We start from the raw sequence: 25,034 nt of genomic DNA, 5'->3' as shown, positions 1-25,034 counted from the left end.
CGGGGCGAGGTGCCCCATCAACCGGTCTCGGTCGCGTTGGTTTCGGCGGCAGCCTCCCCGATGCCCTCGCGGGCGAGGACGCTTCGGGCCGCCTCCTGCTCGGCGAGACGTTTGGACGTGCCCTCGCCGTAGCCCGGCTCGACGCCCACGACGCGGGCGGCGATGCGGAAACGCGGGGCGTGGTCGGGCCCGGAACGTTCCACCACCTCGTAGACGGGGACGGCGAGGCCGCGGCCCATCGCCCATTCCTGCAGGGCCGACTTGGCGTCGCGCCCGCGCGGCGCATCCGTCTTCTCGCCAGGGCGAAAGGCCGTCGCGACGAGATCCTTCGCACGACCGAACCCGGCATCGAGGTAGACGGCTCCGAGGATCGCCTCGCAGACATCGGCGAGGATCGTCTGGTTCCGGCGCCCGCCGCCCATCACCTCACCCGGACCGAGGACGAGGTGCGGGCCGACATCCCAGGCGGCCGCGACGGTGGCGCAGGTCTCCCGGCGCACCAGCCCCGCGAGGCGTCGCGAGAGGTCGCCCTCGTCGGCCTCGGGAAAGTTCTGATAGAGCAGCTCCGCGACGGCGAGGCCGAGCACCCGGTCGCCCAGGAACTCGAGGCGCTGATAGCTGCCTGCACGCCCGGTCGCCTTGCTGACATGGGTGAGCGCGAGGCTCAGGAGATTCGGGTCGGCGAAGGTGTGGCCGAGGCGATCCTCCAGCGCGCTGAGGGGCGGCTTCGGCTTGTGCGCGCGCCGCGCGCGGCTGGAGGGACGCGCGGCGTCGTTCAAGGCGCCACCGTCAGTGAATGGTGTTGAAGATGCGGTTCCAACGGACCTTGGCGGGCCAGTTCCAGACCTGCCAGGCCGGCGTGCCCTCGTCGATCGAGAAGAAGATCATCTCGGCGCGGCCGACGAAGTTCTCGAAGGGCACGTAGCCGACATTGGCGAGATCGCGCGAATCGGTCGAGTTGTCGCGGTTGTCGCCCATCATGAAGAAGTGGCCGGGCGGCACCGTGTAGAGCTCGGTCTTGTCCCAGAAGCCGTTGTCGCCGTCGCGCTCGATGACCCGGTGGACGACGCCGTTCGGCAGCGTCTCCATGTATTGCGGAACCTTGGTCGCCTGGCCGTAGGGATCGATCGTCTCGTAATCGGCGATGCGCTCCCGCTTGACCGGCTTGCCGTTGATGTTGAGCACGCCGTCGATGACCTGGATCTTGTCGCCCGGAAGGCCGATCACGCGCTTGATGTAGTCCGTGGCGTTGTCCTTCGGCAGCTTGAAGACGGCGATGTCACCGCGCTTCGGCTCGGCCGCCCAGACGCGACCTTCCGACTTGACCGGAATGAACTCACTCAAGGGCAGCGAGTACTTCGAGTAGCCGTAGGAATACTTGGACACGAACAGGTAGTCGCCGATCAGGAGGGTTGGCACCAGCGATCCCGAGGGAATGTTGAAGGGCTGGAACAGCAGCGTGCGCACCACGAGGGCGATGAGCAGCGCCTGGATGCCGACCTTCAGGGTCTCGCGGATGCTGGCCCAGGTTCCAGTCGAACCGGTCTCGGCCGCCCGAATCTCGTGCTTCGTCTCGTGATCCACGCGTGCGCGTTCCATCGATTCGCCCAGTCCTTCGACTCGGCCCCCGGCCCGGTCCATCGGCATGCAAAGCGGGGAGCCTGCCGCGATCCTGTCCGCTGTGTGCGGGGGTCTAGACTAAGCCGGGACAGCCCGCAACGCGTGAAGTCCGCCGGCTAATCCCGGAAGGTGCCGCACGGCACCGCCTCGATGACCACGAAGGCCTGCGCGAGCGGCGGATCGTCGGTGAGACTGACATGCACTCGCGCCTCGTGGCCGGGCGGCGTCATCTCCGACAGCCGCGCGAGCGCGCCGCCGCTGAGGCGCAGGGTCGGGCGGCCACCCGGCAGGTTCACGACCTCCATGTCCCGCCAGAACACGCCGAGGCTCAAGCCCGTGCCGAGTGCCTTGGCGCAGGCCTCCTTGGCCGCGAAGCGTCGCGCGTAGGATGGGGCGCGGGCCGCGCGCGCATCGCTCTTGGCGCGTTCGCCCTCGGTGAAGACGCGGTGCGTGAAGCGGTCGCCGAAGCGCTCCAGAGACCTCTCGATGCGGCGGATGTCGCAGAGGTCCGAGCCGATGCCGAGGATCACGCCGCGACCTCCGGCCCCTTCTGCCGCGCCCGATCCATCGCCGCACGCATGTCGCGCACCGCCTGAGGAAGCCCGACGAAGATGGCCTCCGCGATGATGGCGTGGCCGATGTTGAGCTCGGCGAGCTGGGGCAGCCGCGCGATCGGCCCGACGCTGTCGACGGTCAGCCCGTGCCCGGCATGGATCTCGAGGCCGATCGCAGCACCGTACTCGGCGGCGCGCGCGATCCGCGACAATTCGTGCGCGACGCGCTCCGTCTCGCCCGCGATCACCGCCTCGCAATAGCTGCCGGTGTGGAGTTCGACGACCGGCGCGCCGAGGACGCGGGCCGCCTCCATCACCCGCTCGTCGGGCTCGACGAACAGGGAGACGCGGATGCCGGCCTCCGACAGGGCCTTCACGCGCGGCTTCAGGTGCTCGCGGGCTCCGATGATGTCGAGGCCACCCTCGGTGGTGCGCTCCTCGCGCTTCTCCGGCACGAGGCAGGCCGCGTGCGGGCGGATGCGCAGCGCGATCCCGATCATCTCGTCGGTGGCCGCCATCTCGTAATTGAGCGGCACCGTCAGGATCTCCTTGAGGGCGTCCATGTCCGCGTCGCGGATGTGGCGGCGATCCTCGCGCAGGTGCGCCGTGATGCCGTCGGCGCCCGCCTCCACGGCGAGGCGCGCCGCGCGCACCGGGTCCGGATAGGCGCCGCCGCGCGCGTTCCGCACGGTGGCGACGTGATCGATGTTGACGCCGAGACGGAGGCGGGAGACGGACACGGTCGTTTCCTTCAGCGCGCGGCGGGTGCTCCCGCTTCCGCGCTGCTCTATCCGAGGCCGCAGCGGCTTGAAAGCGCGCGGGGTGCAAGGCCGGCCCGCCCCGCCCATATGCTCGGATGCGAGCGGAGGACACGCGACGATGGGCTTACTCGACGGGCTTCTGGGCCACGGCAGCGATCTCAGCGCGGACGAGTTACGGGACCAGATGGCAGGAGTGCTCGCGGAGGGCGAGAGCGTGCGCGTCGCCTTCAAGGTTATCCGCGATCTCTTCGTCTTCACGGACCGCCGGCTCGTCTTCGTCGACCGCCAGGGGCTGACCGGCCGCAAGGTCGAGTACCTGACCGTGCCCTACCGGGCGATCACCGCGTTCTCGATCGAGACGGCGGGGAGCTTCGATCTCGATTCGGAATTGAAGATCTGGGTCTCGGGCCGGCCCGATCCAATCCAGCGCACGCTGAAGCGGGGCGCCAACATCCTCGGCATTCAGCAGGCCATCGCGGCGTCCCTGAAGTAGGCGGCCGCGCGAACGAGAAAGGCCGGGCCTCGCGACCCGGCCTTCGTCAGCAGTCCGTGCGCTCAGCGGCGCGGGGTCGGCTCGGCGGGCGTCGGGGCCGTGCCACGATCCATCGTGGAGCCGGCCTTCATGCCGGCATCCGGCGCCGTGGCGGTGCCGGTGGTGGCCGGCATTCCACCCTTCTCCATCGCCTTCTCGGAATTGCTCTTCACGCTGCCGGGATTGTTCATGTTCTTTTGGGCGCTGTCCGGGGCCGTGCTCTGGGCGAGCGAAGCACCCGTGAGAGATACGAGCAGGCCCGCGGCAACGGCAAAGGTTTGCATACGCATTAGTTTGTCCTTCATTCGCACGTCTGGGTGGTAAAACAGTCTCGCGACGGAAAGGTTCGCGGAAAAGATTGTGCGCGGCCGAACCCGATCGGCGGCTCGATTGGCGAGGCGTCACGGGGGCGCGATGCGATCACCGCGCGGACGCGCCCTTGTAGATCGCGATCAAACCCGCTAAAGGCCCCACCTCGCGTTCGCTCCGGCTGGGGGCTGAACGGACGGTGCCGCTCGCGGCACAGGGCCCTGCCCGTCGTCCCGTGTCTCCGCCTTCGATCAACCGCTCGGGCCTGAAACATTCGGCTCGGAGGGCTTGGCGCCGGGCAAGCGCGTGACGAAACCGGCCCGATCCTCCCGCGCGTCCCGCGTGCGGTCGGGCCCCATTCACGCTGAAGGGCCCGCAATGCCTTTATACGAGCACGTCTTCCTGGCGCGCCAGGACGTGACGTCCCAGCAGGTCGAGACCATGGTCGAGACCTACAAGGGCGTCATCGAGCAGAACGGCGGCAAGGTCGACAAGATCGAGATGTGGGGCGTGAAGTCCCTCGCCTACCGCATCAAGAAGAACCGCAAGGCGCATTTCACGCTCCTCAACATCGAGGCTCCCCGGCGGCCCTCGCCGAGATGGAGCGCCAGATGCAGATCTCCGAGGACGTCCTGCGCTTCATGACGATCCGCGTCGAGGAGCTCGAGACCGAGCCGTCGGCGATGATGCAGAAGCGCGACCGCGACGACCGCAAGGATCGCGACCGCGGCGATCGCGGCGGCCGGCGTCGCGATGACGACGGCTTCGGCGGTGGCGGCTTCGGCGGCGACCGTGATCGCGGCGACCGCGGTGATCGTGGCGACCGCCCTGAGCGCAACTTCGGCGGGGAGAACTAAGTCATGGCATTCGGTGCTGGTGGCGGCGGTGGCCGTCGTCCGTTCTTCCGTCGGCGCAAGACTTGTCCCTTCTCGGGCGCGAACGCTCCGAAGATCGACTACAAGGACGTGAAGCTGCTCTCCCGCTACGTGTCGGAGCGCGGCAAGATCGTGCCGTCGCGCATCACGGCGGTGTCGGCCAAGAAGCAGCGCGAGCTCGCCCAGGCGATCAAGCGCTCCCGCTTCCTCGGCCTGCTCCCCTACGTGATCAAGTAACAGGTCGCCCCGGCCACCCGGCCGGGACTATCAACCGACCGGCGGACCTCAGCGTCCGCCGGGACGCTGGGGCGGAGTGCCGCCTCTAACCCTGCCCGGAACGGGTCAGCGGGACAGCGGGATCGATGAAGCAGTTTCTCGGCATCGGCATCGGTGCGGGCCTCGTCTCGGCGCTCCTGTTCGGAGTGCTCCTGAAGGCGACGCCGCTCGCCATCGTGCTCTACCTCCTGGCGCCCCTGCCCATCCTGATCGTGGGCCTCGGCTGGAGCCACAAGGCCGCCCTCGTCGCCGCCGCGACCGGGAGCATCGCGCTCGCCCTCATCGTCACGCCCTTCCTCGGCCTCGGCTTCGGAGCCTACCTCGCCCTGCCCGCGTGGTGGCTGGCCTACCTCGCCCTGCTCGGGCGTCCGGGCGCGGACGGCAGCCTCGAATGGTACCCGACCGGCCGCCTCCTCGGCTGGACGGCGGCGACCGCCGCGCTCGCCTTCGTCGCCATCGCGGTGATCGCTTCGCCGAACTACGAGACCTTTCACGCGCAATTGCGCAGCATGAGCGCCTCGATCGTGCGCGTGCAGCCTTCCCGCCAGCCCGCGCCGAAATCCGAGACGGCGCAGCCGGATCAGGCCCCTGCCGCTGGCGGAGCCGAAGCCCCCTCCGAGCCCGCCGGCGGCCAGCAGGCGGAGGTGGCGGATGCGCTCGCGCGGATCGCGCCGGCGCTCGCCACGCAGGGGCTCGCCCTGCTCCTCACCTTCTATCTCTGGGCCGCCGCTCGCATCGTGCAGGTCTCCGGGCGCCTGCCCCGCCCCTGGCCGGACATTCCCTCGACGGTGATGCCGCGGGCCGTTCTCGGGCTTCTCGGGGCGTCCGTGCTCCTCGGCTTCCTGCCGGGCTACGCGGGCGTCCTCGGCACCGCGCTCGCGGGCTCGCTCAGCGCGGCCTTCGCCCTTCAGGGCCTCGCCGCCTTCCATGACCGCAGCCGCGGACGCGCCGGCCGCCCGGCCCTGTTGTTCGGCCTCTACCTCGTCCTGTTCGTGACCCAGGGCATCGCCCTGTTCGCGCTCACCCTGTTCGGCATCGCCGATACCGCCCTGAACCTGCGCCGTGCCGGCGCGGCCAGATCCTGAAGACCGACATCACAGAAGGACCAGACCGATGGAAGTGATCCTGCTCGAACGCGTCGCCAAGCTCGGCCAGATGGGCGAGACCGTGAAGGTCCGCCCGGGCTTCGCCCGCAATTTCCTGCTGCCCCGCGGCAAGGCGCTCCGCGCAACCGAGAACAACAAGAAGCACTTCGAGACGCAGCGCGCCCAGCTCGAGGCCCGCAACCTCGAGCGCCGCAAGGACGCCGAGAGCGTCGCCGAGAAGCTGAACGGCCAGAGCTTCACCCTGATCCGCCAGTCCGGCGAGACCGGTGTGCTCTACGGCTCGGTCTCGACCCGCGACCTCGCCGAGGTCGTGACGAAGGAGGGCTTCTCGGTCTCCCGCGACCAGTTCAGCCTGAACCAGCCGATCAAGACGCTCGGCCTGCACACGGTGCCGGTCGTGCTGCACCCCGAGGTCGAGGTGAACGTCACCGTGAACGTCGCCCGCAGCCCCGAGGAGGCCGAGCGCCAGGCCCGCGGCGAGTCGGTGACCGAGCGCGAGCAGTTCAACCTCGACGATCTGGGTCTCGAGGTCGGCGCGGCGCTGGCCGAGAGCGGCGAGGACGAGACCGCCTGAGGCCGCCCCGCCTCCACTTCTCCACCGGGAATCGGTGGAGAATGGGGAGCGTTCGGCCCGAGGGTTGACACGTTCCACATTTGTTCCAGCATGGACGCCCGCCGCTTGCATGAGCGGCGGGCGTCCTTTTTGCGCGGGGTCGTCCCCGGGCGGGAGGCGGCGCAAGCATCGGTCAACCATGACGGTGCCATGGTCGCCGGATGTTGTCGGATCGCGGCGTCTTCTGGGGCCGCACCTTTGAGAATCGGAGCGAGACCGCCGATGGTCCTACCGAACGCCCTCACGGCGAAGCTCGAGACGGTGCAAGCCGAGTACCGGGTCGCGCCCCATAACATCGACGCGGAGCAGGCGCTCCTCGGCGCGATCCTCGTCAACAACGACGCGTATTACCGCGTGTCGGACTTCCTCCTCCCCGAGCATTTCATGGAGGAGGCGCACCAGCAGATCTTCCAGGTGGCCACCAGCCTGATCAAGGCCGGCAAGCTCGCGACCCCGATCACGCTGAAGACCTATCTCGGCGACGCCGATTTCGGCGGCCAGACCGTGATGCAGTACCTCGCCCGGCTCGCGGCCGACGCCACCACGGTGATCAACGCGGGCGAGTACGGCCGCACGATCTACGACCTCGCGATCCGGCGCCGCCTCATCACGATCGGTGAGGATCTCGTGAACGGCGCCTACGAGGCGCCCGTCGAGGCGGCGCCGCGCGACCAGATCGAGGCGACGGAGCGCCGGCTCTACGAGCTCGCCGAATCGGGCAAGTACGACGGCGGCTTCCAGAAGTTCTCGGACGCGCTCACTGCGGCCGTCGACATGGCGGCCAAGGCCTACCAGCGCGACGGCAAGCTCTCCGGCATCGCCACCGGTCTGTCCGACCTCGACGCCAAGATGGGCGGCCTGCAGCCCTCGGACCTGATCATCCTCGCGGGGCGCCCGGCCATGGGCAAGACCTCGCTCGTCACCAACATCGCCTTCAACATCGCCAAGGCGTACCAGGGCGAGAAGCGGCCCGACGGTACCATCGAGACCAAGAACGGCGGCATCGTCGGCTTCTTCTCCCTCGAAATGTCGGCCGAGCAGCTCGCCACCCGCATCATCGCCGAGCAATCGGGCGTGCCCTCCTACAAGATCCGCCGCGGCGACATCCGGCCGGAGGATTTCTACAAGATCACCGACGCGGCCCGGGACATGCAGACGATCCCATTCTACATCGACCAGACCGGCGGCATCTCCATCGCCCAGCTCGCCGCCCGGGCCCGGCGCCTGAAGCGCCAGAAGGGGCTCGACCTCCTCATCGTCGACTACCTGCAGCTCCTTTCCGGCTCCTCGAAGAAGGGCGACAACCGCGTCCAGGAGATGACCGAGATCACCACCGGCATGAAGGCCCTCGCCAAGGAACTGGCGGTTCCGATCATCGCGCTCTCGCAGCTCTCGCGTCAGGTTGAGAACCGCGACGACAAGCGCCCACAGCTCGCGGACCTGCGCGAATCCGGCTCGATCGAGCAGGACGCCGACGTGGTGATGTTCGTGTTCCGCGAGGAATACTACGTCAACAACAAGAAGCCCCGCGAGGGCACCGAGGAGTTCTTTGCCTGGGAAGCGGAGATGAACCGCGTTCACGGCAAGGCGGAGGTGATCCTCGGCAAGCAGCGCCACGGCCCGACCGGCACGGTGGAGCTGCAATTTGACGCCAACATCACTCGCTTCTCGAACCTCGCGCAGGACGACCGGATGCCCGAGCGGATGTGATAGGGTCAGGGGTGAGGACCTGTCAGGGAGATCGGCGGTGGCGAGCCCGAAGCAGTCGGTTGTCGAGACCGCGCGCACGGCCCACGAAGCGGACCTGTCCGCCTGGGCGATGGAGCAGGCGGCGCGGCGGCGCGCGGCGGCGTGGTCGCGGCTCGACATCGACAATCTTGCCGACGAGATCGAGGATGTGGCCAACTCCGAACGCCACGCGCTCACGAGCGCGCCTCACATCATCCTCCTGCATATCCTGGAATGGGACCATCAGCCCGAGCGCCGGACGCGCAGCTGGGCCGAATCCATCCGCACGCAGCGGCTCGCGGTGCAGGATCGCCTCGACGACAGCCCGAGCCTCAACCGGCAGATCGGTGAACGTCTGCCGCGGGCCTACCGGCGGGCGCGCGTCGAGGCGGCCGGCGAGACCAGCCTCGACGAGACGGTGTTCCCCGCCGCCTGCCCCTACGGATTCGAGGAGCTGATGAGCCGCGAGATCCCCTGGCCGCCCGCCTCGGAGGGACCCTGATCATCGCGCGCGAATGCTCAGCCGAGGCCGCGCCTCGCGATGTCATCTCTTCCGAGGCCAATCTGGCGTCCCACGGCGCCCGCCTGACGGTCGATCTCGGTGCCGTCGCGGGCAACTGGCGCCTTCTCTCCGCCGAGGCTCCGGGTGTGCCCTGTGCGGCCGTCGTCAAGGCCGATGCCTATGGCTGCGGATTGACGGGCGTCGCGCCGGCCCTGTGGCGCGCGGGCTGCCGCAGCTTCTTCGTGGCGCATCTTTCCGAGGCGCTGGCCCTGCGCGCGCTCCTGCCGGCAGCCGAGATCTCGGTGCTGAACGGGCTCATGCCCGGGACCGGAGGGGCCTATGTCGAGGCGCGGCTGCGGCCGGTGCTGGGCTCCCGCGAGGAACTCGACGAGTGGACCGGGATCGCGCGCGGCCGGCACCCGGCGGCGCTCCACGTCGATACCGGCATGAATCGCCTCGGGCTGCGCCTGCCCGAGGCGCTGGCACTCGCCGCCGGTCCCGTGATCCCGCGCGCCGGGATCGATCTCCTGATGACGCACCTCGTCAGCGCCGAGCGGCCGGAGGACCCGGTCAATGCGCGCCAGATCGCCGATTTCGCGATGCTCCGCGCAGCCTTCCCAGGCATCCCCGGCTCGCTCGCGAACTCTTCGGGGATCTTCCTCGGCGGATCCGCGCACCACGACCTGCTGCGCCCGGGCTACGCCCTGTTCGGCGGCAACCCGACGCCCGGCCGGCCGAACCCGATGCGGCCGGTGGTGCGGCTGGAATCCGCGATCGCGCAGGTCCGCATGGTCGAGGCGGGCGAGAGCGTCGGTTACAACGGGCGCTGGACGGCGCCCGCCCGCCGCCGCCTCGCCACCCTGTCCCTCGGCTACGCCGACGGTTACCCCCGCGCGGCGAGCAACACGGGCCGGGCCCTCGTCGACGGCGTTTCCTGCCCGATCCTCGGCCTGATCTCGATGGACCTCGTCATCCTCGACGTGACGGAGGCGCGCGGCGCGGCCCGGGGCGCGACCGCGACGCTGATCGGCGACGTCCTCGACGTTGACGCGGTGGGCGCGGCCGCGGGCACGATCGGCTACGAGATCCTGACGGGGCTAGGTTCTCGTTATGTTCGCCATTATGTTGGGGGTTGATCCGGACCTCCCGCCGCATTTCGGCGGCCCGACCCAAGGTGACTGCGCGCTGACATGGCCAAGATCCAACAGACTTTTGTCTGCCAGTCCTGCGGCGCGGTCTACAATCGCTGGCGCGGGCGCTGCGAGGCCTGCAACGGCTGGAACACGATCGTCGAGGAGGTTGCCGGCGGCGGCCCGCAATCTGGACCGGCCGCGACCCGTCCCGCGCGAGCGCGCGGACGCGTTTTCCCCCTAGAGGGCCTGACCGGCGAGGCCAAGGAGGCGCCGCGCGTCGCCTCCGGCATCGCCGAGCTTGACCGGGTCACGGGCGGCGGCTTCGTGCGCGGCTCGGTGATCCTGCTCGGGGGTGATCCGGGCATCGGCAAGTCGACGCTGCTGATGCAGGCCTCGGCCGCGATGGCCGCGACCGGAGAGCGCGTCGCCTACATCTCCGGCGAGGAGGCGGTGGGGCAGGTGCGCCTGCGGGCCGAGCGCCTCGGACTCGCCCGGCACCCGGTCGAGCTCGCGGCCGAGACCAACGTCGAGGATATCGTCGAGACGCTCTCGCAGGGGCGCCCACCCGCGCTCGCCATCATCGACTCCATTCAGACCATGTGGACCGAGACGGTGGAATCAGCCCCCGGCACGGTCACGCAGGTGCGAAGCTCCGCCCAGGCGCTGATCCGCTTCGCCAAGACCACGGGCACGGCGGTGATCCTCGTCGGCCACGTCACCAAGGACGGGCAGATCGCGGGGCCGCGGGTCGTCGAGCACATGGTCGATGCGGTCGCCTCCTTCGAGGGCGACCAGGGCCACCATTTTCGCATCCTGCGGGCGGTAAAGAACCGCTTCGGCCCGACCGACGAGATCGGCGTCTTCGAGATGACGGATGGGGGGCTCGCCGAGGTGCCGAACCCCTCCGCGCTGTTCCTCGCGGCGCGCGACCACGCCGCGCCCGGCACAGCGGTCTTCGCCGGGATGGAGGGCACGCGCCCGCTCCTCGTGGAGATCCAGGCGCTCGTCGCCCCCTCCGCCCTCGGCATGCCGCGGCGCGCGGTGGTGGGCTGGGATCCGAACCGACTCTCGATGGTGCTGGCCGTGCTCGAAGCCCATGGCGGCATCCGGCTCGGAACGCACGACGTCTACCTGAACGTCGCGGGCGGGCTTCGCATCACAGAGCCTGCGGCCGACCTCGCGGTGGCGGCCGCCCTTGTCTCCTCCCTGTCGGGCGCGGTGCTGCCCCACGAGAGCGTCTATTTCGGCGAGATCGGCCTCTCCGGCGCGATCCGTCCCGTCGCGCAGGCGACCGCCCGCCTGAAGGAGGCGCAGAAGCTCGGCTTCTCGAAGGCGCTGACGCCGCAGGGACGCGGCGAGGCTGGGGAGCGGGCTTTCCCGACGGAAGCCCTGCGCCACATTGCCGACCTCGTCTCCGGCATCGCCGCGGGCGCGCCCCGCCGAACCGGATCCGAGCGCGGGCGGGGACGCTACGCTGAGGAGGATTGAACCCGAGGTCGCCAGGGTGACGGCCGAGGTTCGGCGCGGTATAGAGGGTCCGCGGTCCGGGGAGCCGCAAAAATCCGGCGAAGCCCTCGCATCTCCCCGTGTAGCTTACAGGACGCGATGCCGTTCTCCGTTCTCGATCTCGTCGTCCTCGGAATCGTCGTGATTTCCGCGCTGCTCGCGGCCGTGCGCGGCGTCACCCGCGAGGTGCTGGCCATCATCGCCTGGGTGGCGGCCGCCGCGGTGGCGTGGTCGTTCTATCCGCTCCTCCTGCCGACCGTGAAGCAGCACGTGACGAGCGACACCGTCGCCCTCGTCGCCTCGATCGCGGCGATCTTCCTCGGCACGCTGATCGTCGTCTCGATCATCACCGTGAAGGTTTCGGACGTGGTGCTCGACTCGCGCATCGGCGCCGTCGATCGCTCGCTCGGCTTCCTGTTCGGCGCGGCGCGCGGCTTCCTGATCTGCGTGATCGGCTGGGTGTTTCTCGCCTGGCTCGTCCAGGGCAAGGTTCCGGAATGGGCGGCCCAGGCCAAGACCCGGCCGATGCTCGAGAAATCCGGCGAGGCCCTGGTGGCCCAGCTGCCCGAGAACCCGGAAGGGCTCCTCAAGCAGTTCAAGAAGCCGAAGATCGAGACGCCGCCGAACGAGCCCGTCGACGCGCCGGCCGAGACGGATACGCCCGCGCAGCGCCGCTCCGACGCCGGCGGCCAGCCCGCAGCCACGCCCGCGCCGCGGCGCTGACCTGCTCGCCGCGCGGGCCTATCCGCGCGCGGCCTCGCTTGGTTGCGCCGCAAACGCTGACTAGATAACGGTCTCTTGACGATGCCGGCCTAGGGGACTCACCCGGCCGCATCGGTCGCGTTCAGCTGTCGGATCGCGCGCGTGGCAAGCGGCGTCGGCGGCAACGAGGGATCACCACCAGCATGTCAGACCGCTCCGCGCCCGCCCGCCACCCTCTCGGTGTCGTCGACGGGCTCGACCGCGATGGGGATACGCTGCGCGAGGAATGCGGCGTCTTCGGCATCTTCGGGCATCCGGACGCCTCGGCCGTGGTCGCGCTCGGCCTCCACGCCCTGCAGCACCGCGGCCAGGAGGCGGCGGGCATCGTTTCCTTCGACGGCGAGATCTTTCACTCCGAGCGGCGGCCGGGGCTCGTCGGCGATTCCTTCTCCGACCGCTCGACCATCGAGCGCCTGAAGGGCCGCTCCGCCATCGGCCACGTGCGCTACTCGACGACGGGCGGAACCATCCTGCGCAACGTGCAGCCGCTCTTCGCGGAGCTCGCCGGCGGCGGCCTCGCGGTGGCCCACAACGGCAACCTGACGAACGCGCTCTCGATTCGGCGCGACCTCGTGCGCGACGGCGCCATCACGCAATCGACCTCCGACACCGAGGTGATCCTGCATCTGGCCGCCCGCAGCCGGTCACCGCGGATCATCGAGCGCTTCATCGACGCGCTGCGCCAGATCGAGGGCGCCTACGCCATCGTCGCGCTGACCAACAAGAAGCTGATCGGCGCCCGCGATCCGATGGGCATCCGCCCCCTGGTGCTCGGCGAGCTCGACGGACGCTACATCCTCGCCTCCGAGACCTGCGCCCTCGACATCATCGGCGCCAAGTTCGTGCGCGACATCGAGAACGGCGAGATCGTCGTGATCTCGGAAGAGGGCATCGAGTCGATCCGCTTCGCCGAGGCGCGGCCGATGCGGCCCTGCATCTTCGAGTACATCTACTTCGCCCGGCCGGATTCCGTCGTGAACGGCAAGAGCGTCTACGGGGTGCGCAAGAACATCGGCATCGAGCTCGCCCGCGAGGCGGCGGCGCCCGCCGACGTGGTGGTGCCCGTGCCGGATTCCGGTGTGCCGGCGGCGCTCGGCTTCGCGCAGGAGACGGGCCTGCCTTTCGAGATGGGCATCATCCGCAACCATTACGTCGGCCGCACCTTCATTCAGCCGACCCAGTCCGTGCGCGAGCTCGGCGTGCGGATGAAGCACTCGGCCAACCGTGCCGCGATCGAGGGCAAGCGGATCATCCTCGTCGACGACAGCCTCGTGCGCGGCACCACCTCGGTGAAGATCGTGCGCATGATGCGGGAGGCCGGCGCCCGCGAGGTGCATTTCCGCATCGCGTCGCCGCCGATCACCTATCCGGACTTCTACGGGATCGACACGCCCGAGCGCGAGAAGCTGCTCGCCGCGACCCACGATCTGGAGGGCATGCGCCAGTATATCGGTGCCGACTCGCTGGCCTTCCTCTCGATCGACGGGCTCTACCGGGCGATGGGCGAGGAGCGCCGCAACGACGCGAGCCCGCAATACACCGACCATTGCTTCACGGGCGACTATCCGACCGGGCTGACGGACCTCGCCATCGCCGGGCCGAAGCGCCTCGCGATGCTGGCCGAGGCGGACTGAGCGTCGCCATGACTTCCCCCGCCATGAGCGACACCGCGACGAAGTCGCTGGACGGCCGCATCGCCGTCGTCACCGGAGCCTCGCGCGGCATCGGCCGGGCCGCCGCCCTGGCGCTCGCCGGTGCGGGCGCCCACGTGATCGCCGTCGCCCGCACGCAGGGCGCCCTCGAGGAGCTCGACGACGCGATCCGCGCGGCGGGCTCCAGCGCCACGCTCGTGCCCCTGAACCTCACCGATTACGAGGCGATCGACCGGCTCGGTGCGGCCATCAACGAGCGCTGGAAGCGGCTCGACATCCTCGTCGGCAATGCCGGCATTCTCGGCAGCCTGATGCCGCTCGGCCATATCCCGCTCAAGACCTGGCAGCAGGTGATGGACGTGAACGTCACCGCGAACTGGCGGCTTCTGCGCTCCTTCGACCCGCTGCTCCGGATGTCGGATGCGGGCCGCGCCATCTTCGTGACGTCCGGCGCCGCCCAGAAATGCCGCGCCTATTGGGGTCCCTATGCGGTCTCGAAGGCGGCCCTCGACGCGATGGTGCGCACCTACGCCGCCGAGAACGAGACGACAAAGGTCCGGGCCATGCTCCTCAACCCGGGGCCTCTGCGCACGGCCATGCGCCGGGCGGCGATTCCCGGCGAGGATCCCGAGACCCTGCGAACGCCGGAGGATCTCGCCCCCCATTTCGTGCGCCTCGCGCATCCGGACTGGACGGAGACGGGCAAGATCTACGATTTCCCGACCGACTCGGTGCTGAGCCCGCAGATGCCCGCCTGAACCGCGGGGCCTATGCGCGGGTTCGACACGAAGACGGTAGGGAGAGACGGACCGGACATGATCGACGTTCGCTGCATCTGCGCCATCGGGCAGCGCGGGCAACTCGGCCTCAACGGGCACCTGCCCTGGGAGGGCAACACCGACCCGCTCTTCGTCGAGGACGTGACGCGCTTCTTCGCGCTGACCATGGGGCACGTGCTCATCGCCGGCCCGAAGACGGTGGCCTCGGTCCCCGAATTCGCCTTCCGGGACCGCACCATCGACGTGATCCGCTCCCACGAGGACCCGGAGGCGGTGCTCAAGCGCTATCCCGGCCGGCGCATCTTCGTCGGCGGCGGCATCGCGGTCTGGAACGTCTACGCGCCGTACATCCAGCACTGGGACGTCACGCGGCTTCCCTACGACGGCGAGGCCGACCGCTGGTTCGATCCGGCCTGGCTCGTCGGCGGTCCGCTGCGAGCTGCTTGAGACCGCCGGACTCGGCCCGACGCATCGCCACGCGACCGATACCGCGTCGCGCCCCCTCTCCCGTTCGGGTGAGGCTGGGGTGAGGGATGCAGGTCGTTCCGGAAAGGTCGCCCCCCTCACCCGGTCGGCTCAAGCCGACTCGACCTCCCCCGAACGGGAGAGGTGAGGCGCGCACCTTACCGATGCCCGGCATCAGCCAGGAAGCCGCTCCACGCTGAAAAAACATGTGGGTCGCATGCCCCCTATCGAGGCGTGCGCCCTACATCCCTCGGCCGTGTCTGCAGGGATTGCCATGAGTTCCCACGCCTACCGGTTCGGCATCGAGGAAGAGTACTTTCTGGCCGATGCCGAGACCCGCGGCACGCCCCGCCGCTCGGTGAAGCCGTTTCACACCGAGGCCGCCGAGGCGCTGCCGGAGATCGGGCGCGAACTCCTCCAATGCCAGGTCGAGGTATGCACGCCGCCTGAGACCGAGTTTGCGCAGGCCCGTGAAGTGCTCGGGCGCCAGCGCGCGGCGCTGGCCGAGATCGGCGCCCGGCACGAACTCCTCGTCTTCGCCGCCGGGACGCATCCCGTCGCCGACTGGGCGCGGCAATTGCCGACGAAGGGCGACCGCTACAAGGGCATCCTGCGCGACGTCGGGCTCGCCGGGCGGCGCAGCCTGATCTGCGGCATGCACGTCCATGTCGAGGTGCCGGTGCCGGAGGCACGCATCGACCTGATGAACCGGCTGCTGCCGTTCCAGCCGATCCTGTTCGCGCTCTCGGCATCCTCACCCTTCTGGCAGGGCAAGCCGACCGGACTCACCGCCTACCGGCTGAGCGCCTTCGGGGAATTGCCGCGCACCGGCCTGCCCGAACTCTTCCCGAGCCCGGCCGATTACGAGCGCTACGTCCGCATCATGACCAATGCCGGCTCGATTCAGGATGCGAGCTTCCTGTGGTGGTCGTTGAGGCCCTCGATCAAGTTCCCGACCCTCGAATTGCGCATCGCCGATTCCTGCACGCGCCTCGAAGATGCGCTCACCATCGCCGCCCTATTCCGCTGCCTCGTCCGCCTCGTGGTGCGGCGGCCGGAGCTGAACGCGCGGCTCGACGGCGTATCCCGTGCGCTCGCGGACGAGAACCTGTGGCGGGCCCAGCGCGGCGGCACCGACGCCGAGATGATCGACGAGGCGAGCGAGCGGGCCCTGCCCTACGCGGAGGCGCTCGACGGGCTTCTCGACCTGATCGGCGAGGACGCCGAGGCGCTCGGCTGCGCGGACGAAGTTCGCAACGCCCGCCGCATCGTCGCGCAGGGCACGAGCGCCGACGGCCAGATCGCGGCCTTCGAGGCGGCGCGCGAGGCCGGACTCACCAACCGGCAGGCCCTCGACGCCGTGGTCGACTGGCTCGCCCGGACGGCGAAGGGCGAGGCAGCCTCCTCCCCCGCCTGAGGCAGCCTCAGGCGAGCAATGTCCAGAGGTTGAAGGCACTGAGGCCGACGATCAGCAGGCCCACCGTGATCATCAGCACCTTCGCCGGCAGGGCGCGCACCAGGAGCGCGGCGAGCGGGGCGGCGAAGAGGCCGCCGAGGATCAGCCCGGCAATGATCGAGACATGCGTGAAGGCTCCGAACAGGGTGAAGGAGACGCCGCTCGTCACTGCGAGGAAGAACTCGGCCGCGTTGACCGAGCCGATCGTGGTGCGCGGGTCCTGGCCGCCGCCGACGAGGGAGGTCGTGACCACCGGCCCCCAGCCGCCGCCGCCGACCGCGTCGACGAAGCCGCCGGTCAGCGCCAGCGGGGCGATGTAGGTCGGCGGCTTGGAGCGCAGCCGGATCGTCCGGAACGCCTTCACGAGGATGTAGAGACCCATCACCAGCAGGTACCCGGTGATCCAGGGGCGCAGCACGTCGCCCTCGAGCGAGGTGACGAGGTAGGCGCCCGTCACAGTGCCGATCATGCCGGGGATGAGCAGGCGCTTGAAGAGCCCCTTGTCGACGTTGCCGAGGCGCCAGTGCGAGAGGCCGGAGAAGCCGGTTGTGAAGATCTCGGCGATGTGGACGGAGGCGGAGGCCGCCGCGGGCGGCACGCCGGTGGAGAGGAGGAAGCTCGTGGAGGTGACGCCGTAGGCCATGCCCAGCGCACCGTCGACCACCTGCGCGAACAGCCCGACCGCGACTGCGATCCAGAAGCCGCGTCCGCTCAGGATCTCGCCGACCGCGTGGAGCGCCGTGCTCCAGTCGCCGCCGGCGTAGCGGTGGACGAGGAAGGCGGTTGCCGCGAGAGCGGCAACGACGAGGCCGACGAGGATCAGCCGGAACGGGCCGGCGCGAAGCTTGGCGCGCTTACCGGGCGCCGCAGCGGACGCGAATGAGGTCTGGGCCATGATCCTGCGACTCGCCGGCTCCGGCAGCGAGAGATAAAGTCTCTCCGGTGCGAGGCAAGCGTCGCGATTTTCAATGATCTCGCCGAACGTGGGAGATTGTTTTTCTCAAAACACCCCGCGGAGAAGATCGGCCCGTCGCGTGGCCCGGCCATCACGGACCGCGCTCAGCCCTTGTCGAACGGGTTCTTCGAGGTCCGCAGCGAGAGGCGGATCGGCGTGCCGGGCAGGTCGAACGCATCGCGCAGGCCGTTCACGAGGTAGCGGGTGTAGGATTTTGGCAGGGCGTCGAGCTGATTGCCGAACAGGGCGAAGTGTGGGGGCCGGCTCTTCACCTGCGTGGCGTAGCGGATCTTGATGCGGCGGCCCGAGACGGCCGGCGGCGGGTTACGGCTCGTCGCCTCGTTCAGCCAATCGTTGATGCGCGACGTCGAGACGCGGCTGCTCCAGACTTCGGCCGCCTCGACCACCGCCTTCATCAGCCGGTCGATCCCCTCCCCGGCGAGCCCCGAGAGCGGCACCACCGCGACGCCGCGCACCTGGGGCAGCAGGCGGGTGCAATCCTCCCGCAGGGTCTTGAGGAGGCCCGGCTGGTCGGCGACGAGGTCCCACTTGTTGAGGCCGATCACGAGGGAGCGGCCCTCGCTCTCGACCAGATCGACGATTGTCAGGTCCTGCTTCTCGAAGGGGATCGTCGCGTCGAGGAGTACCACCACCACCTCGGCGAAGCGCACGGCGCGAAGCCCGTCCGAGACGGCGAGCTTCTCGAGCTTGTCGTCGATGCGGGCGCGGCGGCGCATGCCGGCCGTGTCGTGCAGCTTGATCTTGCGGCCCCGCCACTCCCAGTCGAGGGAGATCGAGTCGCGCGTGATGCCGGCCTCGGGGCCGACGAGGAGGCGCTCCTCACCGAGCATCCGGTTGATGAGCGTCGACTTGCCGGCGTTCGGGCGGCCGACGATGGCCACCTTGAGGGAACGGCCGGCGGGGTCGCCCGCCTCCTCCTCGTCCTCCTCATCGGGCTTCGGCAGCGCCTCGAGGAGCGCGTCGTGCAGCTCGCCGATGCCCTCGCCGTGCTCGGCCGAGAACGGGATCGGGTCGCCGAGGCCGAGCGAGAAGGCCTCGTAGGCGCCGCTCATCCCCGCGCCGCCCTCGGCCTTGTTGGCGATGAGGATGACGGGGCAGCCGGCTCGACGCACCATCTCGGCGAAGGGCTGGTCGGCCGGCAGCACGCCCGCCCGCGCGTCGATGACGAAGAGCACGACGTCGGCTTCCAGGATCGCGGCCTCGGTCTGCGCGCGCATGCGGCCGAGGAGGGAATCCGAATCCGCCTCCTCCAACCCCGCCGTGTCGATGATGCGGAAGAGCAGGCCGCCGAAATTGACGTCGCCCTCCCGCCGGTCGCGGGTGACGCCGGGGCGGTCGTCCACGAGGGCGAGCTTCTTGCCCACGAGGCGGTTGAACAGGGTCGACTTGCCGACATTCGGCCGTCCGACGATGGCGACGGTCGGCAGGTCCATGCGCGTGGTCTCGTCCGTTGGGCGGGCCGGCATCGCCATGCCCGCCGGGGCCGTCCCGCCGGGGCGGGAACGGTCTCGTGGTTTGACAGGAATCCGCCTTCATCAACCGGCCGGGCGACCGGCCGGTTCGCTCAGCGGGTGATCGGCGGAAGCGGCGCGGCGGGCTCGGGCTTCGCTTCCGTGACGGTGACCGGGCCGCCGGCCACGAGGGCGGCGTAGACCTCGATGCGCTGGCGCAGGTTCTGCGGCGTCTCGGGATCGGTGGTGAGCTGGTCGAACCAGCGGCCCGCCTCCTCGTACTGGCCGCGCTTCAACGCGACGAGGCCGAGCATCTCGCGGGCGGTGTGGCGGAACGGGCTGCCGGCCGCGAGGCCCTGCAGGCTGGCGAGCGCGGGCGTGGGATCGGCGGTATCGAGGCGCAGCAGCGCGGCGCGCAGGCGCGCGAGGTCGCGCAGGGCGTCGCCCGCGCCCGTGTCGCCCGCGATGGCATCGAACGCGGCCGCACCCTTGGCGGGATCGCGCTTGGCGGCCTCGACCGCCGAGCGGAACTGAGCGAGCAGCCGGTAGCCGGCGGGACCGTCCTTCTCCAAGCCGGTGAGAACCTTGTCGGCTTCCTCCGGCTTGCCGTCGCGGGCGAGGCGGTTCGCCGTGTCGAACTGCTCGGAGGCGGCCTCCGCCGCGTGGCGCTGCGCGCTCTGCCAGTAGCGCCAGCCACCGACCGCCGCCACGACAAGCACCGCCAGCGCGATGATCACGCCGCTGTAGCGGCGCCAGATCTGCGCGACCTGGTCACGACGGTAATCCTCGTTGACCTCGCGGAAGAACTCGTTGTTCTCGGCCATCGTCTCTCAGGCCGGGCCCGGTGGGCTGGCCGCCTCAAGCTGGTTCGTGAGCGCTGGCGCCTAGCACAGACCCAGCGGCTTGGCGACCGCTACATCGGGCCGGAGAGTTCAGGCCATGAAGCTCACGCCATTCCGGGCCAGGCGGAGACGCCGATCAGCGGATAGTGCAGGTAGCGTCCGAACACGAACCACACCACGACGCCGACCGCGACCGCGATGGCGTCGTTGCGCCAGCCGGCCGGCCGCGCCGCCTCGCCGCCGTGCTGGGCCGCGACCTGCCCCGCCGTGAGCGCGCGCCGCTTGGCGCTGATGCGGGCCATGACCGCCCAGGCCAGAAAGCCGCCGAAGAGCAGGATCGAGCCGAGATCGCCGTTCGCGAGGAGATGGGCGGTCGCCCAGATCTTCACGGCGAGCAGCATCGGGTGCTTCGCCCGTGCCCGGATGTGCCCCGGCAGGTAAGTGGACGCCAGCGCGATGAAGGCGAAGAGGGTCAGGAGCACCGCGAGGTGGCGCGTGAAGACCGGTGGGTTCCAGACCGGGATGTAGCCGGACGCCCGGTATTCATGGAAGCCGATGCCGATCAGCACGAGTCCCGCCAACGAGAGCAGCGTGTAGCCGAGCTTGAACCGCTTCTCGCCGAAGCGGCCGATGAGCTCGGCGCGCTTGGCGCGGGCCATCGAGAAGCCGTGCGTGCCGAGGAAGAGCACGAGGCCGAGGATCAGGAGGGTCATGATGGGCCTTCGCGGCGCGTGGACTCGATGTGGAGGGCGCCGGACGGGGCTGGCCCGGTCAAGCTCATCGTAACGGTTCTGAGGCGAGTCTGAGCCGATTGTCCAGGCCGACCCGATGACGCGCCGCCCGCTTCTCTCCGCCCTCGCGCTCCTCGCGCCGCTTGCCGTCGCCGATCAGGCGCTGGGTGCGCCCGAGCCGCCGCTCTCGAGCCTCACCCTCGTCGGGCCGCCGCAGATCGTCTTCAAGGCAGGCCGCGACGCCTGCGACGGGGCTGACGTGCCGGACGCGCCGGCCCGCGCCTTTCGCGAGGCGAACGGCACGGTCGCCCTGTTCGGGATGCATTACCGCAACCGCGCCCTGAGGGGTCCCGACCTCGATCATCTCAAGCTCGACTGCGCCGTGGTGCTCGAATCCGGCGAGAAGCCCGACCCTGCCCTCTACGACGATCGCTCCTGGATCACGGCGACTTGGACCGACGACGGCCACACCGTCGCCGCCCTCCTGCACCACGAGTACCAAGCGAACGAGCATCCGGGCCGCTGCCCGGCCGGCAGCTACATGGCCTGCTGGTACAACACGATCACGGCAGCGCATTCCCTCGACGGCGGGCGCAGCTTCCGGCGCGCGAGCCCGCCCGCCGTCGTCGCGGCGGCCCCTTTCCGCCAGGAGATCGACCAGGGCCGCCACCGCGGCTTCTTCAACCCCTCGAACATCGTCGCCGACGGGCGCTGGCGCTATATGCTGGCCTCGACGACGGGCTGGGACCGGCCGGGCAGCGACCAGGAGGGGGGCGTGTGCCTGTTCCGCACCGCGACGCCCTCCGACCCGGCGAGCTGGCGCGCCTGGACGGGCATGGGCTTCTCGGCGGCGTTCCCCGATCCCTACCGCACGGCGATCAGGATCCCGGACACCTGCAAGCCGGTCGCGCCGTTCCCGGCCCCGGTCGGCGCCCTGGTGCGCCACCGCGGCACGGGCGCCTTCATCGCGATCTTCATGGCGAAGGCGGGCGGGAACTTCCCGCAATCGGGCTTCTATTGGACGAGTTCGCGCGATTTCCTGACCTGGGACAAGCCGCGGCTGCTCCTCGCCGGCGCCACGCTCTACGACGACGCCTGCGGCGCGCCCGCCGGGCTGATCGCCTATCCCTCGCTCCTCGATCCGGGGGCCGAGGGCCGAAACTTCGACGATGTGGGCGACACCGCATTCCTCACCTACACGACGCTGCGCACCGAAGGCTGCCGCATCACGTCCGACCGGGACCTGCTGCGGCGCCCCCTGGCCATCAAGGTCTGGCCGTAGCGCCAGGGGCCCTGCCAACCGGTCCGAGCGTAACCGTGGGGCCACATCCGGCGCGCTGATGATCCGTCCAGTAACCGGCGTCGACGGCTATGCGGCTGGTCGCAATCCTCAGAGTTGACGGCGGGACTAGTCGCTAAGGCTTGCCCGCGTCGAGGATTTTTTGTTGCCGGCTGTTTCGGCGGGCGCGTGGTACAACGAACTAATCCTATCTCACTAGTACCATTCCGCACCTTTCACATAGATTGATCATAGCATCGTCATCCTTCATATGGTGAAGACGACGCTGATTCGTCGCGTTCCTGCGTACAGACTTCCCCTCCACAAGAATTGGACGCGAAAGGTCAATCAATGGCCCTGTATTTCTTTGAGGTTGCTGACCCGGAATTCTCGATCCGGGACTTCGATGGCACGGAATGCACGGACGGAAACGCCGCCCTGGAAGAAGCACTGCGCACCCTCTGTGAAGTCGCGGCCGATCAACCCGAGAAATACAATGGGCGCCCGCTTCGCATCGATGTCCTGGATGATTCGCAAAGAAACGTCTTCTCCTGCGAGATCCAGCTCACGACGACGGTCCACGCTCTCAACAGATTGCGGTCGGCAGCCTGAGGCGCCCCGTATTTCGCTCATCTGAGGACTCGTACGCGCAACCCTAACAGGGACTCGACGCAGCGAGATGAGACCCAGGGATTGCCGCTCCGGAATACTTCGCTTGGCGCCGATGCGCGGCGGCGGAGCGGCAATCACGGCCCACCCCTCGACAGGTGCGTATTAGCCCGGCCCCAACCTCTCGCGCTGCGGGAAGTGACCGCCGCCGTTCCTTCGGCGCGGGGCGGCTTGCAAGCGGGCTTTATCCCCACGCGCCGGGCCCACCTTGGATAAAGCCTCGCGCGGGCTGGATGATTCCGGACGCTAACCGTTCCTCTCAACGCTTCGGTTACGTTTCCGTCCTGTGATCCAACGATCACCCGACGAGGCCCCGCGCATGAGCACGACCGTCTTCGATCCGATCAGCGGACAGATCGTGACGCTCCCCCGACCGAAACCGAGGCCACGCTGACGACGAACCCGGACCGGACGGCTTGGCCGTTCGGAAGCGTACAGCACCCGGAACGTGAAAGCTTGGCCTTGAGTTGTGTCATCATGAGAGTGAGCTTCGCGATACTTGGCGTATCGGCGATCTCCGCGCTCCTTCTGACGGCCGGATATCGCACGACGCTGCCGGACGGGCCCGGACCGGGCAGCGGGCCGTCGGCCGCGGCCCCTCAGGCCTGGATCGACCCGCCGCGTCGCGCCACCGCGCAGAGCACAGCCCACAGGGACGGTGACAGGGACGTCCGGGCGGCCGAGCCCGCGACCACCGGCACGCTGGTGCAGATCGCGGCGAGCCCGCCCCCCCTGCCGGACGCCGCGGTGCCGCATCCGATGGCGCAGAGCGCGCCTCTCAAGCGTGAGCGCGTCGCCGGCGTGGGAAATGCCCGGCGACCGGGACACGCGCAGGCAACGCGGAAGGCGCCGGCGCGGAAGGCGGGTCCCGCTCCGGCCGAGGCCGCCGCCGATCCGCCGGAGCCGCAGGCCGCGGCACCCCGACATGTCGCGCTCGGCGGCCCGCTCGGCGACATCCTGAGAGGATTGGGGCTCGTCGAGGGACAGAGACCGCCACCCTGAGGCTGCCGGCCGGCGCGCGCCCGGCGGTCGTCAGAAGGGCCACGATGCCTCGTCGGGTTCGGCGGCGATCCGCTCGCCCGGTGCGACGAGTTCGACGATCTCATCGAGCGGCTGCAGCACGCGGATGGTGCGGCCCGCTGCCGTGATGAAGGTCTCGTTGCGCAGCGGATCCGTGTCGCTGAGCGCCTGCACACTCGTCACCCGCAGAAGATGCCGGCAGCCCTCGCCGTCCTGGACCTGAAGGTAGTTCCCGACGCGCCGAACAGCGTCCATGGCCGCCTCTCACCCCGCGCCCGCTGACGCTCGCCGGCGCGGTCCCACCCTGCATGCCGGCCGGTCCGCGCATCCGAGCCTGCGCTCTCGTGTTCTCTGTCCGTTCTAGCACGAACAGGGCGTGCGGCGAAGGTGTCTCTCGACGGACGTCGCTACGTGCGACCGGCGCCCATTCGCGCCCTCACGCACCATCCCTGCGGCGGAGCGAGCGGAACAGGCTCCGGACCTTGCGGCCGGCGCCGCCCTCCTCGGCGCGCTCCGCCGGCTTGAATCCGCGCGCTTCCCGTCTCGCGCCCTCGCGCCGCGAAACGGCGAGCGCGGCCGAGCGATCGTGATGAACCCGCATCAAGAGATCGAGCGCGAGACGGGGGATCGGATGGGCGTGCCTGTCCAGGAACAGCACCCCGTCCGCGAGGGATTGCACCGTACGGTCCGACACGGAATGTTCGGACATCATCTCGGCCATGGCCTGATCGGCCAGCTTCGCCGTCAACGCGGCGACCATCTCGAGTTGCTCCGGCAGCGGTTTGCGGCTCGTGCTCATCCCGGATACGCCTCCTGATGCGAAATCTTGCAGGGATCCGCAAGGCGCTGATGCCCAACGCGTTTCCCTGCCAAGTCATGGTTCGTCCCGTTTCCATGCGCCGCGCCTGATTGACCTTCGTTCGAGCCGCGGCAACAAACCCGCCGCTTCGACAACGCTGGAGGCCCGCAGGTTGTCAACGACGGAACCGACCTACGACTTCGAGACCATCAAGGGGTTTCTCGAACCGGGCGACAGAGTGCTTTTCTACAAGCCGCATCAGTCTTTTGGATTCACGATCGACACGGATGAGAACTTCGCCGTCGTGCACGATCTGCTGGCGCGCGATCTCGGACTCGCCGACGCGGACATCGTGGAGATGTTCTGCAACGGCGACGGATCGCAGATCATCGCGCGAATCGAGCCCTCCGCGACCGTGAAGACGACCACGCGGTTCGGCAACGCGTTCGTCTCGAACCTGACCTCGGACGATTGACCCGGGTCTCGCATCTCGGCCATCGCGATGGACGCGACGCTCTGCAGGCGTGCCCATCCCGTAGCGTTTCCGGATCGATACCGCCTCGACGACAGGGCGCGGCCTGGATTTCACACCTGGGCCACCACGTGCGCGGGAAGCGGGGCGCGATTAACCGCGGCTT

General features: G+C 69.4%; 28 protein-coding genes and 1 pseudogene. 18 read left to right on the top strand and 11 right to left on the bottom strand.

Annotation, left to right across the window (positions count from 1 at the left end):
• Nucleotides 1-17: 17 nt before the first annotated feature.
• From rnc to DK389_RS16590, 4 genes are all read right to left on the bottom strand, one after another.
• Nucleotides 18-779 carry a ribonuclease III gene (gene rnc, locus DK389_RS16605; RefSeq protein WP_109891198.1) on the bottom strand — a complete coding sequence of 254 codons (762 nt, stop codon included), beginning with the start codon at nucleotides 777-779 and terminating at the stop codon, nucleotides 18-20.
• Nucleotides 780-789: 10 nt separating this feature from the next.
• Nucleotides 790-1,599, bottom strand: coding sequence for a signal peptidase I (gene lepB / locus DK389_RS16600; protein WP_109896460.1), 810 nt, complete (start codon nucleotides 1,597-1,599; stop codon nucleotides 790-792).
• Nucleotides 1,600-1,736: 137 nt separating this feature from the next.
• Nucleotides 1,737-2,150, bottom strand: a complete 414-nt coding sequence (gene acpS / locus DK389_RS16595) for a holo-ACP synthase (RefSeq protein WP_109891196.1) — start codon at nucleotides 2,148-2,150, stop codon at nucleotides 1,737-1,739.
• A complete protein-coding gene (locus DK389_RS16590; RefSeq protein ID WP_236960118.1) occupies nucleotides 2,147-2,914 on the bottom strand; it encodes a pyridoxine 5'-phosphate synthase in 768 nt (255 codons plus the stop codon). Before DK389_RS16590 ends, acpS begins: the two co-directional genes overlap by 4 nt.
• Before the next feature lie 139 nt (nucleotides 2,915-3,053).
• Here DK389_RS16590 and DK389_RS16585 point away from each other — a divergent pair, with 139 nt between their 5' ends.
• Nucleotides 3,054-3,428: a PH domain-containing protein gene (locus tag DK389_RS16585; RefSeq protein ID WP_109891192.1), complete on the top strand. Its 375-nt coding sequence runs from the start codon at nucleotides 3,054-3,056 to the stop codon at nucleotides 3,426-3,428.
• A 62-nt stretch (nucleotides 3,429-3,490) separates the two neighbouring features.
• Here DK389_RS16585 and DK389_RS16580 read toward each other — a convergent pair whose 3' ends face one another.
• Nucleotides 3,491-3,757, bottom strand: a complete 267-nt coding sequence (locus tag DK389_RS16580) for a hypothetical protein (protein WP_162560705.1) — start codon at nucleotides 3,755-3,757, stop codon at nucleotides 3,491-3,493.
• Nucleotides 3,758-4,154: 397 nt separating this feature from the next.
• Between DK389_RS16580 and rpsF the strand changes: the two are divergent.
• The 13 genes and pseudogenes from rpsF (at nucleotide 4,155) to DK389_RS16515 (ending at nucleotide 16,590) form a co-directional block, all read left to right on the top strand.
• Nucleotides 4,155-4,633, top strand: a pseudogene (gene rpsF / locus DK389_RS16575) (30S ribosomal protein S6).
• A gap of 3 nt (nucleotides 4,634-4,636) precedes the next feature.
• The gene (rpsR, locus tag DK389_RS16570; RefSeq protein WP_066921788.1) at nucleotides 4,637-4,888 is read left to right on the top strand and encodes a 30S ribosomal protein S18; all 252 of its coding nucleotides are present in this window, start codon (nucleotides 4,637-4,639) and stop codon (nucleotides 4,886-4,888) included.
• Nucleotides 4,889-5,013: 125 nt separating this feature from the next.
• Entirely contained in the window at nucleotides 5,014-6,012 is a 999-nt protein-coding gene (locus DK389_RS16565; protein WP_109891188.1) for a DUF2232 domain-containing protein, read from the top strand.
• A 28-nt stretch (nucleotides 6,013-6,040) separates the two neighbouring features.
• Nucleotides 6,041-6,607, top strand: a complete 567-nt coding sequence (rplI, locus tag DK389_RS16560) for a 50S ribosomal protein L9 (RefSeq protein ID WP_109891186.1) — start codon at nucleotides 6,041-6,043, stop codon at nucleotides 6,605-6,607.
• A 261-nt stretch (nucleotides 6,608-6,868) separates the two neighbouring features.
• Nucleotides 6,869-8,356: a replicative DNA helicase gene (locus DK389_RS16555; RefSeq protein ID WP_109891184.1), complete on the top strand. Its 1,488-nt coding sequence runs from the start codon at nucleotides 6,869-6,871 to the stop codon at nucleotides 8,354-8,356.
• 37 nt (nucleotides 8,357-8,393) lie between these two features.
• The gene (locus tag DK389_RS16550) at nucleotides 8,394-8,876 is read left to right on the top strand and encodes a DUF29 domain-containing protein (protein ID WP_109891182.1); all 483 of its coding nucleotides are present in this window, start codon (nucleotides 8,394-8,396) and stop codon (nucleotides 8,874-8,876) included.
• 44 nt (nucleotides 8,877-8,920) lie between these two features.
• Complete coding sequence (alr, locus tag DK389_RS16545) at nucleotides 8,921-10,012, top strand: alanine racemase (RefSeq protein WP_236960986.1); 1,092 nt, start codon at nucleotides 8,921-8,923, stop codon at nucleotides 10,010-10,012.
• A 54-nt stretch (nucleotides 10,013-10,066) separates the two neighbouring features.
• On the top strand, nucleotides 10,067-11,497 hold the full coding sequence (radA, locus tag DK389_RS16540) for a DNA repair protein RadA (protein ID WP_109891178.1): 1,431 nt from the start codon (nucleotides 10,067-10,069) through the stop codon (nucleotides 11,495-11,497).
• Nucleotides 11,498-11,614: 117 nt separating this feature from the next.
• Nucleotides 11,615-12,238, top strand: coding sequence for a CvpA family protein (locus DK389_RS16535; RefSeq protein ID WP_109891176.1), 624 nt, complete (start codon nucleotides 11,615-11,617; stop codon nucleotides 12,236-12,238).
• 182 nt (nucleotides 12,239-12,420) lie between these two features.
• On the top strand, nucleotides 12,421-13,911 hold the full coding sequence (purF, locus tag DK389_RS16530) for an amidophosphoribosyltransferase (RefSeq protein WP_109891174.1): 1,491 nt from the start codon (nucleotides 12,421-12,423) through the stop codon (nucleotides 13,909-13,911).
• An 8-nt stretch (nucleotides 13,912-13,919) separates the two neighbouring features.
• A complete protein-coding gene (locus tag DK389_RS16525) occupies nucleotides 13,920-14,687 on the top strand; it encodes an SDR family NAD(P)-dependent oxidoreductase (protein WP_418291948.1) in 768 nt (255 codons plus the stop codon).
• Nucleotides 14,688-14,744: 57 nt separating this feature from the next.
• A complete protein-coding gene (locus DK389_RS16520; RefSeq protein WP_109891170.1) occupies nucleotides 14,745-15,155 on the top strand; it encodes a dihydrofolate reductase in 411 nt (136 codons plus the stop codon).
• Nucleotides 15,156-15,447: 292 nt separating this feature from the next.
• A complete protein-coding gene (locus DK389_RS16515) occupies nucleotides 15,448-16,590 on the top strand; it encodes a carboxylate-amine ligase (protein ID WP_109891168.1) in 1,143 nt (380 codons plus the stop codon).
• A 7-nt stretch (nucleotides 16,591-16,597) separates the two neighbouring features.
• Here DK389_RS16515 and DK389_RS16510 read toward each other — a convergent pair whose 3' ends face one another.
• The 4 genes from DK389_RS16510 to DK389_RS16495 form a co-directional block, all read right to left on the bottom strand.
• Entirely contained in the window at nucleotides 16,598-17,524 is a 927-nt protein-coding gene (locus tag DK389_RS16510; RefSeq protein ID WP_109891166.1) for a sulfite exporter TauE/SafE family protein, read from the bottom strand.
• Nucleotides 17,525-17,688: 164 nt separating this feature from the next.
• Entirely contained in the window at nucleotides 17,689-19,038 is a 1,350-nt protein-coding gene (gene der / locus DK389_RS16505; RefSeq protein ID WP_109896458.1) for a ribosome biogenesis GTPase Der, read from the bottom strand.
• A gap of 131 nt (nucleotides 19,039-19,169) precedes the next feature.
• Nucleotides 19,170-19,880, bottom strand: coding sequence for a tetratricopeptide repeat protein (locus DK389_RS16500; RefSeq protein ID WP_109891164.1), 711 nt, complete (start codon nucleotides 19,878-19,880; stop codon nucleotides 19,170-19,172).
• Nucleotides 19,881-20,002: 122 nt separating this feature from the next.
• Nucleotides 20,003-20,611, bottom strand: a complete 609-nt coding sequence (locus DK389_RS16495; RefSeq protein ID WP_109891162.1) for an NnrU family protein — start codon at nucleotides 20,609-20,611, stop codon at nucleotides 20,003-20,005.
• A 115-nt stretch (nucleotides 20,612-20,726) separates the two neighbouring features.
• On the opposite strand from DK389_RS16495, the gene DK389_RS16490 reads away from it, so the two are divergent.
• The 3 genes from DK389_RS16490 (at nucleotide 20,727) to DK389_RS16480 (ending at nucleotide 23,579) form a co-directional block, all read left to right on the top strand.
• Nucleotides 20,727-21,911 (top strand): hypothetical protein, encoded by a 1,185-nt coding sequence (locus DK389_RS16490; protein ID WP_109891160.1) that lies wholly within the window; start codon nucleotides 20,727-20,729, stop codon nucleotides 21,909-21,911.
• Nucleotides 21,912-22,259: 348 nt separating this feature from the next.
• A complete protein-coding gene (locus tag DK389_RS16485) occupies nucleotides 22,260-22,520 on the top strand; it encodes a DUF6894 family protein (protein ID WP_109891158.1) in 261 nt (86 codons plus the stop codon).
• Nucleotides 22,521-23,054: 534 nt separating this feature from the next.
• Nucleotides 23,055-23,579 (top strand): hypothetical protein, encoded by a 525-nt coding sequence (locus DK389_RS16480; RefSeq protein WP_109891155.1) that lies wholly within the window; start codon nucleotides 23,055-23,057, stop codon nucleotides 23,577-23,579.
• Between the two features lie 30 nt (nucleotides 23,580-23,609).
• On the opposite strand, the gene DK389_RS16475 is transcribed toward DK389_RS16480, so the two are convergent.
• Together DK389_RS16475 and DK389_RS16470 are read right to left on the bottom strand one after the other, a co-directional pair.
• Nucleotides 23,610-23,852 (bottom strand): hypothetical protein, encoded by a 243-nt coding sequence (locus DK389_RS16475; protein ID WP_109891153.1) that lies wholly within the window; start codon nucleotides 23,850-23,852, stop codon nucleotides 23,610-23,612.
• 181 nt (nucleotides 23,853-24,033) lie between these two features.
• Nucleotides 24,034-24,396 (bottom strand): hypothetical protein, encoded by a 363-nt coding sequence (locus DK389_RS16470; RefSeq protein WP_109891151.1) that lies wholly within the window; start codon nucleotides 24,394-24,396, stop codon nucleotides 24,034-24,036.
• Between DK389_RS16470 and DK389_RS32560 the strand changes: the two genes are divergently transcribed.
• On the top strand, nucleotides 24,389-24,871 hold the full coding sequence (locus tag DK389_RS32560) for a hypothetical protein (protein WP_162560704.1): 483 nt from the start codon (nucleotides 24,389-24,391) through the stop codon (nucleotides 24,869-24,871). The two genes, DK389_RS16470 and DK389_RS32560, sit on opposite strands and share 8 nt — an antisense overlap.
• The last annotated feature ends 163 nt before the right edge of the window (nucleotides 24,872-25,034 follow it).

It is taken from the genome of Methylobacterium durans (genome assembly GCF_003173715.1).
In the GTDB taxonomy this organism is placed as follows: domain Bacteria; phylum Pseudomonadota; class Alphaproteobacteria; order Rhizobiales; family Beijerinckiaceae; genus Methylobacterium; species Methylobacterium durans.
The sequence above is the reverse complement of the archived record's forward strand: the minus strand, read 5'-3'. Positions and strand labels throughout refer to the sequence as shown.

Excerpts from the sequence above, each read along its gene's own strand:
- lepB (WP_109896460.1), bottom strand. The coding sequence starts at position 1,599 with ATGGAACGCGCACGCGTGGATCACGAGACGAAGCACGAGATTCGGGCG.
- DK389_RS16585 (WP_109891192.1), top strand. The coding sequence starts at position 3,054 with ATGGGCTTACTCGACGGGCTTCTGGGCCACGGCAGCGATCTCAGCGCG.
- DK389_RS16580 (WP_162560705.1), bottom strand. The coding sequence starts at position 3,757 with ATGCGTATGCAAACCTTTGCCGTTGCCGCGGGCCTGCTCGTATCTCTC.
- rpsR (WP_066921788.1), top strand. The coding sequence starts at position 4,637 with ATGGCATTCGGTGCTGGTGGCGGCGGTGGCCGTCGTCCGTTCTTCCGT.
- DK389_RS16565 (WP_109891188.1), top strand. The coding sequence starts at position 5,014 with ATGAAGCAGTTTCTCGGCATCGGCATCGGTGCGGGCCTCGTCTCGGCG.
- rplI (WP_109891186.1), top strand. The coding sequence starts at position 6,041 with ATGGAAGTGATCCTGCTCGAACGCGTCGCCAAGCTCGGCCAGATGGGC.
- DK389_RS16555 (WP_109891184.1), top strand. The coding sequence starts at position 6,869 with ATGGTCCTACCGAACGCCCTCACGGCGAAGCTCGAGACGGTGCAAGCC.
- radA (WP_109891178.1), top strand. The coding sequence starts at position 10,067 with ATGGCCAAGATCCAACAGACTTTTGTCTGCCAGTCCTGCGGCGCGGTC.
- DK389_RS16535 (WP_109891176.1), top strand. The coding sequence starts at position 11,615 with ATGCCGTTCTCCGTTCTCGATCTCGTCGTCCTCGGAATCGTCGTGATT.
- purF (WP_109891174.1), top strand. The coding sequence starts at position 12,421 with ATGTCAGACCGCTCCGCGCCCGCCCGCCACCCTCTCGGTGTCGTCGAC.
- DK389_RS16525 (WP_418291948.1), top strand. The coding sequence starts at position 13,920 with ATGACTTCCCCCGCCATGAGCGACACCGCGACGAAGTCGCTGGACGGC.
- DK389_RS16520 (WP_109891170.1), top strand. The coding sequence starts at position 14,745 with ATGATCGACGTTCGCTGCATCTGCGCCATCGGGCAGCGCGGGCAACTC.
- DK389_RS16515 (WP_109891168.1), top strand. The coding sequence starts at position 15,448 with ATGAGTTCCCACGCCTACCGGTTCGGCATCGAGGAAGAGTACTTTCTG.
- DK389_RS16510 (WP_109891166.1), bottom strand. The coding sequence starts at position 17,524 with ATGGCCCAGACCTCATTCGCGTCCGCTGCGGCGCCCGGTAAGCGCGCC.
- der (WP_109896458.1), bottom strand. The coding sequence starts at position 19,038 with ATGGACCTGCCGACCGTCGCCATCGTCGGACGGCCGAATGTCGGCAAG.
- DK389_RS16500 (WP_109891164.1), bottom strand. The coding sequence starts at position 19,880 with ATGGCCGAGAACAACGAGTTCTTCCGCGAGGTCAACGAGGATTACCGT.
- DK389_RS16495 (WP_109891162.1), bottom strand. The coding sequence starts at position 20,611 with ATGACCCTCCTGATCCTCGGCCTCGTGCTCTTCCTCGGCACGCACGGC.
- DK389_RS16490 (WP_109891160.1), top strand. The coding sequence starts at position 20,727 with ATGACGCGCCGCCCGCTTCTCTCCGCCCTCGCGCTCCTCGCGCCGCTT.
- DK389_RS16485 (WP_109891158.1), top strand. The coding sequence starts at position 22,260 with ATGGCCCTGTATTTCTTTGAGGTTGCTGACCCGGAATTCTCGATCCGG.
- DK389_RS16480 (WP_109891155.1), top strand. The coding sequence starts at position 23,055 with ATGAGAGTGAGCTTCGCGATACTTGGCGTATCGGCGATCTCCGCGCTC.
- DK389_RS16475 (WP_109891153.1), bottom strand. The coding sequence starts at position 23,852 with ATGGACGCTGTTCGGCGCGTCGGGAACTACCTTCAGGTCCAGGACGGC.
- DK389_RS16470 (WP_109891151.1), bottom strand. The coding sequence starts at position 24,396 with ATGAGCACGAGCCGCAAACCGCTGCCGGAGCAACTCGAGATGGTCGCC.